Raw genomic sequence first — 12,842 nt, 5'->3', positions numbered from 1 at the left:
TACTAAAGTTAACACAAATTATAATACAAAATGATTCTTTTGGTTTAAAGTTTTAAGATAGCATGACTAAAAAATCATCTTCAGAAATGATTGGTACTTTTAATTGATTGGCTTTCTCTAATTTGGCCGGCCCCATATTATCACCAGCCACCACAAAATCAGTCTTTGCCGAAATTGAACTGCCCACTTTGCCACCGTTATCTTCGATAGCTTTTTTCAAATCATCACGGGAAAATTTTTCAAAGACGCCGGAAACCACAAAAGTTTTGCCTGATAATTTGTCTGTTGCATTGGGATTGTGCTTTTCAATAAGTTCCAATTGTACACCAAACTGTTTCAAACGCTCAATAATTTTCACATTTTCTTCATTTTCAAAGAATTCAATAACACTTTGGGCAATCTTCTCTCCTATTTCATCTACCAAAATTAAATCCAATAAAGAAGCCTTTTGAAGCGCATCAATCGATTTATAATGTTTCGCTAATTTCTTGGCAACCGTTTCTCCTACATACCGAATTCCAATCGCATACAAAACCCTTTCAAACGGAACTGCTGTAGATTTTTGAACACCATTGACTAAGTTCTCCGCTGATTTTTGCGCCATACGTTCCAAGGGTAAAATTTGGTCAACAGTCAATTCATAGAGATCAGCGTAATCTTTAACCAAATTATTATTGAACAACAAAGCGACAGTTTCTCCGCCAAGACCTTCAATATCCATCGCTTTGCGCGAAATATAATGTTGGATTCTACCAATAATCTGCGGCGGACAACCATAAAAATTAGGACAATAATGATTGGCTTCACCTTCAGTTCTCACTAGTTCCGAATTGCATTCCGGACAATGAGAAATATATTGTGTTCTTTGAGAGTCAGCGCTTCTTTTAGCCAAATCAACCGCAATAATTTTCGGAATAATTTCGCCTCCTTTTTCTACAAAAACGGTATCGCCTACTCTGATGTCGAGTTTTTCAATTTGGTCGGCATTGTGTAAAGACGCCCGTTTAACTATCGTTCCCGCCAATTGTACCGGTTCCAAATTGGCCACAGGTGTAATCGAACCGGTTCTTCCCACTTGATACGAAATCGAATTTAATTTGGTAGAAACTTGTTCGGCTTTGAATTTATAAGCCATTGCCCAACGAGGCGATTTGGCGGTATACCCTAATTCATCTTGGTGTTGGAAACTATTGACTTTAATTACAACGCCATCGGTTTCATAAGGCAAATGGTGTCGGTGTTCGTCCCAATAATTGATATACTCGAAAACTTCGGCTAAACTATTGGCTAATCGTGCTTCTTTCGGGACTTTAAAACCCCAATTTCTGGCAGCTGCTAATCCTTCAAATTGAGTTTTGATATTGAGATTATTGCCAACGATAAAATACAACAAACATTCTAATGGGCGTTTTGCCACTTCACTACTGTCTTGTAATTTTAAACTTCCGGAAGCCGTATTTCTTGGATTGGAATAAGGTGTCTCACCTATTTCAATCAGTTCTTGGTTCATTTTTTCGAAACCTTCAAACGGCAAAATGATTTCGCCACGAATGTCAAATCGGTCGGGAAAACTGCCTTTCAATTTTAACGGAATCGACTTAATTGTTTTGATATTATTAGTCACATCATCGCCTTGAAAGCCATCGCCGCGAGTAACGGCACGCTTTAGCTTTCCGTTTTCGTAAGTAATCGAAATCGAGGCACCATCATATTTTAATTCGCAAGTATATTGCAACGGTACATTGCCTAGCACCTTTTGGATTCTGGTTTCCCAATCGACTAAATCTTCTGTAGAATAAGAATTGTCCAAAGAATACATTCGGTAATCGTGAACTACTGTTTGAAAATTTTTGGTAATTGTTCCGCCAACCCGTTGCGATGGCGAGTTTTCGTCAAAAAATTCAGGATATTGGTTTTCTAACTCTTGAAGCTGTTTCAGTTTTTGGTCAAATTCAAAATCGGAAATCGTTGGATGGTCTAACACATAATAGTTGTGATTGTGTTGGTTGAGTTCGTCTCGTAAATCCTGAATGATAGTTTGAATATCCATAAAATTGATTGGTAATTTGCTTCCGCTAAAAATAATAATTCTATTTCAAAATTAGGATTAAAAACAAAAAAACCACTCCTTACGAAGTGGTTTTTTGCCATAATTTTTTGGGGATTATTTTTGGATAATGATAAAATCGGAACGACGATTTTTAAAATGTTGCTCTTCAGTACATTTCACACCATTACTACATTTGTTGGTCAAGCGACTTTCTCCGAAACCAATAGCACTTTCAATTCGGGAAGCATCAATTCCTTTAGAAATAATGTAAGCCTGAGTTGACTTGGCTCTGTTGTCAGACAAGGTCATATTATAAGCATCTTTCCCTCTTGAATCGGTATGGGATTCAATTTTGATTTTTACATTCGGGAATTTTTGCATTACAAAAACCACTTTATCTAATTCTACTATTGCTTGAGGTGTAACATCATATTTATCATAATTAAAGAAGATTGGATTTACATCAATTTTTTCCTGTCCTTTTTCTTTAACGATTAAATCTTCAAATTTGCTCAATTCAAAGTTAATGTCTTTAACCTCCGCCAAATTCGTTTTGGTAGTTTCAATGGTTCTTTCTTCACTGCTGTGGTTTGGTTTAGAAGCGATCAATTTGATTTTCTTTCCACAAGGCAATTTGATTACATAAGCGCCATTTGCATCAGTCTTCGCTTGGTTTATGGCTTTGCCAAAAGCGTCATAAGCGATTAGTGTCGCGTTATCTATGACCCATTTGGATTTTGAGTTGATTACTTTTCCAGAAATCAATTGGTCACATTCCGGCTTTACTTTGGTAAAATAATAGATATCATCATCACCTTTTCCTAAAGCTCTGTTCGAAGAAACATAACCAAAAGTATCCGTCGCGTCTACTATATAAGCAAAATCGTCTTTGTTGCTATTTATCGGAGCACCAAGATTTCTTGGTACCGAGAAATTTAGTCCACCAGAAAATTTGCTTTCATAAACATCTAAATCACCCCAACCATAATGACCATCGGAAGAAAAATACAGAGTACCGTTTCGGAAATAAGGAAACAATTCGTTTCCGATAGTATTTACCGTTGGTCCTAAATTTTGAGGTGTAGTCATCGTTCCGTCTTCGGCAATTTGGACAACATACAAATCGGTTTCCCCTAAACCACCAGGCATATCTGAAGCAAAAAACAACCATTTTCCGTCTTCACTTAAAGATGGATGACCAACAGAATACTTATCGCTATTGAAGAACAATTTTTCGGTTTTTACTAGTTTTTCTTCTTCAATTCTACCTCTGATAATTTGGAAATTATTAGTTCTGGATTGGTCGATAATCAGTTTTTTATCTTTCACAATGTTAGTCGTGTAATAAACTGTTTTCCAATCCGGGCTAAATGTAGCAGTGGCTTCATGGTATTTGGTCATCACATTAGGTAAAAATAGTGATTCATTAAACAAACTTCCATCTGCGGTATTTCTTTCGGCCAAATACAAGTTTAAGAAAGGTTGCTTGTTCCAACTGTATAGTTTTTCACCATGATTTGTAGTGTCTTTACTCGAAGCAAAAACAATTTTTTCACCATAAAAAGCGGTTCCAAAATCAGACTTATTGGTATTGATGTCGAGATTTTTTACGGTGTAAAGCGGTTTGGCTTTAGCTACACTGTCCATTTGACGTTTTTGATTTACAAAGCGAGCTATTTCTTTTTCATCGCCTTTTTTATTCAAAAATTCACGGGTTAGTTTATCTGCTTTCTCATAATCCATTACCCCTTTCAAAGACTGAATATAGCGGAGAAAATAGCTGTCAGAAATCGTCTGACCTTGGATATCATAAAGTTTTTGATACCATTTAAGTGCATTTCTGTTGTCGTCTGTGAAATAATAGGAATCAGCAGCATTTTTTAGCGTTTGCGTTCCCGGTTTTTCAACATTCTTCAGATACTCTTCATAAGCTTTTGCGGCTTCAACATAAGCCATGGTCTTAAAAAGTTGGTCTGCTTTCTTCAATTTCGTTTGCGCAAAACCTGATGCCAAACAAAAGAACATAATTAGTAGATATATTTTTTTCATGATTTCAGGGTTTTAGAAAAATCTTGGAGATTTTATTTGTTGGGATTTCTTTTGCAATTGATAACGAAGAATGACCTCGTGTGAACCATCGTTGTACTTATTCAAATTGGTTACAGTATAATCATAGGCGTAACCGATGTACAAACTATTAGAAATTTGAAAACCAGCCAACCCACTAACCGAATCGTCCAAACGATATGAAACGCCTACTGTAAATTTCTCTTGAATTAAGAAATTAGCCGAAATATCCATTGACATCGGTGCACCACTAACTGCTTTTAACATGTAGGCGGGTTTGAATTTTAGATTGTCTGAGAAATTAAAAACATAACCTCCGATAAAATAATAGTGAAGTCGGTCGTAATCAATAGCTTCTTCCACATCATCATAATAATCACCTCTGATAAAACTTGGAACTGAAGCGCCGATATACCATTTGTCACTGTAGAAATACAATCCGGCGCCTATTGAAGGTTTCATTTTGTTGTCGATATTTTGATTCAGCAAAACATCAATTGGATCATTGTATCTTCCTCTTGTCCAATCGACGTTCAACACTCTCATACCGGCTTTAAGACCAAACGCCAATTTTCTTTCATTCGGAAAGGCAATACTATAGGAGAAGTTTCCATCGATGTACAATTCGTTTGAAGGTCCTAGTTTGTCATTCACAATACTAAACCCTAAACCCACTTTATCATTTCGCATGGGAGAATGAATGGCGAAGGCTTGAGTCTGTGGTGCGCCATCGATACCAACCCATTGAGAACGGTGTAGAAGAACGGCTTCCAATGAACCTGTCGATCCTGCATAAGCTGAGTTTACGCTCATTGTGTTATACATGTACTGTGTATATTCGGGGTCTTGTTGTGCCTTTATGATAAAAGGACAAAGGATGTACAGCAATAAAAAGTGTACTTTATGAATTCTTATATATGGTTTCATACTTTTTCTATTTAGTTTAATAATTAAGAAAATGATTGTAATACTATCTTGTGATGGCTAACCAACCCGCTTTTTTAGGAGTATTATCACCAATATCGAGGATATAGTAATAAGTACCGGTTGGCAACTTTTCCTCTCTATTGATAGCTCCTGAAACGTTGGCAGTTCCATCCCAATCATTGTTATAGGCCTTTCTATCATAAACTAAAGAACCATATCTATTGTATACACTTAGCTTGTTATTTGGATAATTTTCGATACAATCAATGGTAAAAGTATCGTTAGCACCATCGTTATTTGGACTAAATTCATTGTAAACCACTAAACAAATTGGTGATACTTCTGCGTCATCATCATTATTAGAATCATCTAAATCAATCGGATCTGAAATATCGATTGATGCAACATTCAAATAATTTCCGGTTGATAAAACTGTAACCGTTACTGTTAAGATAGCGCTCGTATTGGCAGGTAATATCGAAATATTCCATATCCCTGATATGTTATTAAAAGTTCCTGCAGTTGTCGTTGCACTTACGAAGCTGTATCCTGACGGCAAATTTTCATGAACAACTACATTCAGAAATTGACCGGCACCAACATTATTAACGGTAATAGTAAATGTTACATTATCATCAATACTTGGCGTTGGATTGTCAACTACTTTACTGATGGTAATATCAGAACAAGTTTGAACACTTAGGTCAAATGAAGTACTACTATTTCCGCTACAGCTATTAGAATAAGAAACACTAACATTTCCCGAACCAATGGCTAACCACGATACCGTAATCGTATTATCAGTTGTTTGTCCACCGGAAATAATCAATCCATTGGTTACCGACCATATATAATTATCCATTCCCGCATTGGTGGTGTAAGTTACCTGCTCAAAAACACAAGCTTCATTATCACCGCCCAAAATTACAGCTTGACCACTTCCATTAAAGGTTGCCATTATCGCCAATCGGATGCTACTTTCACAACCTGTATTGGTATCCACTATTGCGGCATAGTAAGTAATTCCATTAACCAAAGCTGTTGTTGTGGCTAACGGACTTCCACCGGTAGCATCTGCATACCAAACCACATTGGTTTCATTCACTTGAAGATTAGCAATGGTTGGCGCATCGACTAAACAAAATGTCTGAGTAGCATTATTTGTAGTTGGAATTGCCGGATTAGAAAGCGTTACGCTTACTGCTAACCTCGTAGCGCTCTCACATCCGGTGGTTGTCTCTAGTAATGAAGCGTAATAAATACTTCCATCCACTAGAGCTGTTGTTGTTACTAATGGAGTTCCTCCTATTGGATTATTATACCAAACCACATTGCTTTCATTTACCTGCAGATTCGAAATGGTTGGTGCATTCGCCAAACAAAATGTTTGAGTAGCATTGGCTGTTGTTGGTGTACCCGGATCAGAAATTAAAACACTTATCACTAATCTAACAGCACTTTCACAGCCTGTAACAGCATCTAATAGCGAAGCGTAATATAATCCTCCATTTACTAAAGCAGTGGTTGAAGTTAATGGACTTCCGCCGTTAGGATTCAAATACCAAACAAAGTTGCTTTCGTTCACTTGCAGATTGGCAATTGTTGGTGCAGCAATCAAACAAAAGGTTTGAGTAGCATTTGTAGTGGTTGGCGTGCCCGGATCAGTAATAGTTACATTTACGACTAATCTTACGCTACTCTCACATCCTGTTGTTGAATCATTTATGGACGCAAAATAGGAGCTTCCGTTTACTAGTAAATCGGTTGTAGCTAATTGGGTTCCGCCGATAGGACCTGTGTACCAAACTACATTGCTTTCATTCACTTGTAAATCTGCCACAGTTGGCGCATCAATCAAACAAAATGCCTGATTTGCATTTGCAGTGGTTGGTGTTCCAGGATCATTTACAATTATCATCACCGGTTCTAATGTCCCGGCTAAGTTCAAACAAGTGTTATCACTTTGCATGGCAACATAATAAGTAAACGGACTATTGGTATCTAACAAACCTGTTACGGTTAGTGTACCATTAGCCGCTACTGAAAAAGTGGCTCCGCCAATAATAGCACCATCAACAATAGGTTGTGTTGTATCATTGGTTAAATACCAAGAAAATTGTGGATTGGTATGCGAAGTCGTTGGCACTATTATAGCCGCATCATTGTTACAAATCAGAGTATCAGCTGCAGTTATATCTGAAGCTACAGAAAAAGGTAAAATGGTTAACGTAATTTCTTTTCTGTCAGGTTCAGCAGTGTCACAATATTCATCTGAACTTACCCCTAAATAATAAGTATAAGTTCCCGGTGTCAATCCTGTAATTGTCAATAAAGAGGCTGTTTCTCCAGCAATGGGTTGGACAGTTGTACCATCAAAATAATACCAATGAAAAATCGGGTTAGTGATGGTCATGGTTGAATTCAACTCAGCTTGCAAAGCAATCGTTCCGGTTAGGCTACAAATAGTAGTATTTGTCGCTCCATTTATTAAAACTTGCGTTATAGCCGTATCCGGTGCGGTTTGACCAACATTTAAGGTCACTCTACCTCTATCGTATACCGCACAACCGAAACGGAATGGTTGGATATAAAAATTATGTGATCCCGAAGTTAAATTATTCGGTACCGTAAAACTCATTCCAGTTGAAACTACGTTTCCTCCAACTTCAGCATCATACCAAATAAATGTCGTACAATCAACGGGCACAATAGTTAATTGCACTGCTTGACCTGGACAAACATCCAAAGTGTTTGTGGTATCACCACCAATAACGGAAGTATCAGCGCGTCGATTTACCTCGTGTATTCTTAAAAAATCGAATGCGTCAACAGTACCTCCAAAACGAATGGCTATTCTGTCATAAGGCATTGTTTGCGGTTGCACAACCAAAGCATATAAATCACCACTGATTAGTGATAAACTCAATAAACTGGAATTATGATCAATCGGAAGTCCTACAGGAGAATTACCCAAGTACATTTGGATTGAAAAACCGCTTAGTAAAGACAAGCTCAAAAGTGTTGCCGGTTTTGACATTATGATTTCCAAGGTATCACCGGCTAATGTTGGTGTATTGAAAGAAATTGTCAAATCGGCTGCCGCTAAAATGCCGGCTCCGCTATACATCGTTGCATAAGTAGTAACACTATTATCAACTGCATCATAAGGATCATCAACGCCTACTGTCGCTGTAGCGACTCCAACACCTAAATCATAAGCACCATAGAAAACATCTTCTACATCAGATGTGCTACAAGTGATTTGAGAAACCTGTTTGTCGTAATAAGCTTCATACACATTTACATTTTGTGCAATACTGGCGACAGAACCTACAATAATTCGGATACCATCATAATCTTGTGGTCCACTGAAATTGGAAGGAACAAAAGTGTATTCGAAAACATTCTCTCCTGATAATAAATCAACTAGCGAACCTGAAATAGGTTGGATAAATCCGATATCAATCGGAACACTTGAAGAATTTCTTTTGGTTCCAACAATTGAGTAAGCACCTAAGGCTACTAGACCACTATAATTAGAGCCTAATTTCACATTCACCGGAGTTCCGGCAGGAATTAAATCATCCCATTGCAAAGTTTGCCAAGTTGTTCCAATGCCTAATAGTCCGATACCGGTTACTATGGTGGAATGAGATTGGATATCTTCATCGATAGCATTACTGCCGTTAAAAACACCACCGGTAATTATGGAACCCCAACTTTGGGAATCTGCGTATGTTCTTTCGGTCAAAACCGGACAATTGGCAGGATCAATAACCGATACAAAAGCATTGCTTGTGGCCAAACAACTGCCATTGCCTGAAATAGCAGTGAAAGTATAAAAACCGGCAGATGCAAATGGTCCCGCAACATTTGAAGCTAAAGCATTTCCATCAGAATCGTACCAAACAATAGGCGCATTTGAAGTGGCATTGAAAGTAACCGAGCTTCCAATATTAACCACATTATTAACATTGGTTACTACCAAATTTATCTCCTGATTTACAGTAACATCAACTGATTGCATTAAAGAAGAGCAGCTTCCACTTAAACTTGTTGATTGGATATAATACAATCCCGAAGTTTGAATATTGGAAGCCGCTTCCGCAGTAATTGGAGCATTGGTACTATCAAAAAAGCTGTATATTATATCACTTGAACTATCAAAATTCAGAATGACATCGCGAAGGTTAACACTTCCACAACCTTCAATAGTTGGAGAAACATTCAATACTAAAGCAGTCGCGTGATTAACTATTACGTGTTTTAAAGTATTCACCTCATTTTCACAAATACCGTTTACAGTCAGTGATATATAATAGTGATAAGGTGAATTAATCGCGGTTAATCCTGAAATTGACAGCTCACCATTAGCATTATTCAAAACATAAGTAACTCCGGCATCACCCGAAAATCCGGTTGTAATTTCCTGAGTTTTTAATTGGTCTTTATAATATCTAAAAGTAGCACCACCGATTGTTGAAGACGGAGCAAGTACAATCACTCCATTACAAGCTTGCAAAGTATCAGGAATGGTAATGTTTGTCGCAACAGGTAAATTGATTACGGTAACAGTAACCTTGAGTCTTAACGATTCTTCTGGACAACCAATTCTTCTGGCTGAAACATAATACGAAGTGTTTTGTGTTAAAACCGGTGTTACAAAAGGTTGACCTGAACTCAAGGTCGCCAAAGCTGTTCCGCCCACGGCTTGGTCATACCAAATTAATTCGGTTCCCACGCCTGTTGTTGCAACTAAAGTAGCGGTGCTTCCTGAACAAACTGTTGGATTTAGCGTAAAAGTATCGGTAATTATCGGAACAGCCGGCGCTCGAGTTACATCATACAAATCCAAACTTTGTGTCAATTGAACATTCAACAAGGAGTTGTATCTTATTGTAATTCTGTCAACAGGAGCATTTGGGGAAAAAGGAATCGTAGCAATTTGATTGCCATGAAGTAATGTCAGTAAGTCTAAATTTAAAAGTGAATTTAAATTGGCAGTCATCACTGTGGTTGCTCCATTCGAGCCAATAATTTGAATATTATTAGCAACTCCTAAAGCCAACAATGAAGAATCAACTTTCATTCGAATAAAAAATTGATCGGTTGGTTGGGATACACCATCGTAATAAACTGTTTGCTCTATAGAAGCTGCAACCGCTAAAATTCCCATGCTAAGTCTGGAGTAATTAGTGGTATTAGCGTCTAAAACATTTTTTGGATTGCTAACACCGGCGCCGCCAAGACCTAATAAATCGAGATTTAGACCCGAACCGCTATAAGAAGTATAACTTGCCAATCCACAAACATCGGGTGTTCCAATATAGAAAGCTTCATATACATCCAATCGCTTCGTATTTCCTAATCCTATTAAAGAACCGACTCTGTTGGTCAAACGAATTCTGTCATAAGATTGTGAAGGGGTTAATGCAATAAAGTATTCATTAGTAGCATTAATGACAATTTTTAATCTTTCTAAAGCAAAATCATTTAAGATTTGACTGTTTCCCAGAAGAGCTATTGTTGAGCCGTTTTTGGCTTCCACAGTAAACTCTTGATTGCCGATTAATAAAACGCCTCCAACATCGGATAATAATCCGCCAAGACTACCACCTAGTAGAGATGGCAGAATATTATCATCGGTTTGAATTTTCACATAAGAAGTAGTGTTTGCCGGTAAAACCGAATCAAACTTAAGCTCCAGATGTCCGGAGTAAGCGCCAATTCCGATGGCAATTCCTGAACTGGCTCTTATTCTAGCCATACTTGACAAATTACCGTCAGTAGCATTTGTAGCAAAATCTACATTACTCTGACTTGTAATTGTGGTTGCATAAATCGGTAGTGATTGTGCTTCCACGGTTTGCAAAAATCCAAATACCATAAGGTAGATTACAAAAAGACTTATCCTAAGCTTTTTGCCAGGGGTAAAATTTAATTCCATTAGCAGTAATTTAAGTGAATATTTAGGGCAACTATTTCTTAATTAACTATTTGCTTGTGTGGTATTTATTGGTAGTGGTATTCAGAGGTGGTATTGTGTAATAGTATATTTTTTAATATTCTTTACGGTTTTTGTTTTATTTTTTTACGGTTTATGATTTTTTTGTAGCTTTTCTTTTATTTATTTAGCTAAAAAAAATAACTGTACTGTTATTTATCGATTTAATATGTTAATTATAGGTCATTGATGACATTTTTAACTAATTATATACTATTTTATAGGGTCAATTAATATATATTTGTTTTAATTTAACTGACATTTTAATTTATTAATAATTTAAAATATTTATTGTTTTTAAATGAATCCCAAATTTTAAAAATTTATTAACTTACATAATTTGAAGTCATAAAGTGAGATAGTGACTTTTGTTTATACGATAAAAAAAATACCACAATCGTGAATGTTTTTTTATTACTTATTGCCAACTCTACGAATACCACTAGAGTAATAAATTATTAAAAAAATATAAACTCATATTTTTATTCTCAGGATAAAAGTATAATACATTTTGCGAATATGCAAGAGAAAACATCTCAAAATGCGAATTTAATTTTACAAAAATTAAAATTTGCCCTAAAAGTACGAACTGACATAGAGCTTTCAGAAATCCTAAATGTAAAGCCAAATACCATTTCTTCTTGGAAAAAGAGAGACACATTAGACTACAGTGGAATTATCGCTATTTGCGAATTGTACGAAATTGATTTGAATGATATTTTTTACAGTAAATCAAATTCTAAAAACTATGACAGCCTGGAAGATGGCACTTTCTTAGTTAGTAGAGAATCCCAATTTCAATATTGTGTAGACAATAAAAGCATTCTGGAGACACTTCCAAAATATACTTTCCCATTTTTAAGAGGTGAATCTACTCGTGCTTTCCAAGCGGTTAGCAACAATATGTTTCCTCTAATTGAAGAACGATCTTATGTACTTTGTTCCGCAACAGATATTGACAGTATTAAAAACAATGATTTAGCAGTTGTTATAAGTCAGAAGAAAGGAATTTTTATTAATCGCTTGGTTATAACAGAAGATTCTAACACCTTCTTATTAAAAAACGATTATGTAGTAAATCACGATATTACTTTTGAAAAAAGCGATATCGATGAGTTATGGCTAATTAAAGGGGTTTTGTCTTATGACATCAGTAGCAATAGCAAATTGAAGTACCTGAACGACAATTTAAAAATTATGGACAAAGTACTATCTATAATTAAATAGTACTATTGTCCAATATATTTTTTACGACTGAACAATGCCGTTGATTTGAAGGTACAATTGCCCGTCGCTCAAGATAGCGCCTTGGGTAATCAAATCGAATATGGATGTATTTCTTCCGTCTTCATATTCTTTTTTGCCTAAATGGATTTCAACGGTATCGGTGAATAAGTTATCACTTAACCATTGTAATCCTTCTTTTTCCATAAAATTTACTTCAGGATCCAAAGCTTTTAAAACGATTGACTGAATAAACTTTTCCTGACAATGAAAAAGGAAAATGTGATTTTTAGAGAAATGCTCTAAGTATTGCGCGTTGCTCAAAACGCCTTCCCATATTAAATCCGAGAAAACGTCTAATTCTTGTTCGGCCACTTCCGGGTTATCGGCTTTGATTTTATCCCATTCTCCTTTATCTATAGATTGTGTTGCCAAGAAATTACTAAATTCTTGGTGCAAGGCTTCAAATTGTTCTTTGGTTAGTCTTTTGTATTTCATATTTTTTAAAGTTGCCGAGTGACTAAGTTTTTTTTGTTTTAGCATTAAAGCCTAGCCCCGATTATCTCACAA

The 12,842-nt window shown here is 36.3% G+C and carries 6 protein-coding genes; 1 reads left to right on the top strand and 5 read right to left on the bottom strand.

The features are described 5' to 3' along the window. Positions 1 to 52: 52 nt before the first annotated feature. From ligA to B3C16_RS04055, 4 genes are all read right to left on the bottom strand, one after another. Positions 53 to 2,050, bottom strand: coding sequence for an NAD-dependent DNA ligase LigA (gene ligA, locus B3C16_RS04070; protein WP_291129068.1), 1,998 nt, complete (start codon positions 2,048 to 2,050; stop codon positions 53 to 55). A 114-nt stretch (positions 2,051 to 2,164) separates the two neighbouring features. After that, positions 2,165 to 4,099, bottom strand: coding sequence for an OmpA family protein (locus tag B3C16_RS04065; RefSeq protein ID WP_291129066.1), 1,935 nt, complete (start codon positions 4,097 to 4,099; stop codon positions 2,165 to 2,167). 12 nt (positions 4,100 to 4,111) lie between these two features. Continuing rightward, positions 4,112 to 5,044, bottom strand: coding sequence for a PorP/SprF family type IX secretion system membrane protein (locus tag B3C16_RS04060; protein ID WP_291129065.1), 933 nt, complete (start codon positions 5,042 to 5,044; stop codon positions 4,112 to 4,114). A 43-nt stretch (positions 5,045 to 5,087) separates the two neighbouring features. Next, complete coding sequence (locus B3C16_RS04055; RefSeq protein WP_291129062.1) at positions 5,088 to 10,991, bottom strand: gliding motility-associated C-terminal domain-containing protein; 5,904 nt, start codon at positions 10,989 to 10,991, stop codon at positions 5,088 to 5,090. A gap of 576 nt (positions 10,992 to 11,567) precedes the next feature. On the opposite strand from B3C16_RS04055, the gene B3C16_RS04050 reads away from it, so the two are divergent. Beyond that, positions 11,568 to 12,275 carry a LexA family transcriptional regulator gene (locus tag B3C16_RS04050; RefSeq protein ID WP_291129059.1) on the top strand — a complete coding sequence of 236 codons (708 nt, stop codon included), beginning with the start codon at positions 11,568 to 11,570 and terminating at the stop codon, positions 12,273 to 12,275. Between the two features lie 21 nt (positions 12,276 to 12,296). On the opposite strand, the gene B3C16_RS04045 is transcribed toward B3C16_RS04050, so the two are convergent. Continuing rightward, a complete protein-coding gene (locus B3C16_RS04045; RefSeq protein ID WP_291129054.1) occupies positions 12,297 to 12,770 on the bottom strand; it encodes a DUF6495 family protein in 474 nt (157 codons plus the stop codon). Positions 12,771 to 12,842 lie beyond the last annotated feature (72 nt).

Origin of the sequence: Flavobacterium sp. UBA7682, assembly GCF_002482945.1 — a bacterium.
Classification (GTDB): domain Bacteria; phylum Bacteroidota; class Bacteroidia; order Flavobacteriales; family Flavobacteriaceae; genus Flavobacterium.
This window is presented reverse-complemented; position numbering and strand designations above follow the sequence as displayed.

What these genes read in the sequence shown, in the direction of transcription:
- B3C16_RS04055 (WP_291129062.1), bottom strand. Translation starts at nt 10,991, where the DNA reads ATGGAATTAAATTTTACCCCTGGCAAAAAGCTTAGGATAAGTCTTTTT.
- ligA (WP_291129068.1), bottom strand. Translation starts at nt 2,050, where the DNA reads ATGGATATTCAAACTATCATTCAGGATTTACGAGACGAACTCAACCAA.
- B3C16_RS04060 (WP_291129065.1), bottom strand. Translation starts at nt 5,044, where the DNA reads ATGAAACCATATATAAGAATTCATAAAGTACACTTTTTATTGCTGTAC.
- B3C16_RS04065 (WP_291129066.1), bottom strand. Translation starts at nt 4,099, where the DNA reads ATGAAAAAAATATATCTACTAATTATGTTCTTTTGTTTGGCATCAGGT.
- B3C16_RS04050 (WP_291129059.1), top strand. Translation starts at nt 11,568, where the DNA reads ATGCAAGAGAAAACATCTCAAAATGCGAATTTAATTTTACAAAAATTA.
- B3C16_RS04045 (WP_291129054.1), bottom strand. Translation starts at nt 12,770, where the DNA reads ATGAAATACAAAAGACTAACCAAAGAACAATTTGAAGCCTTGCACCAA.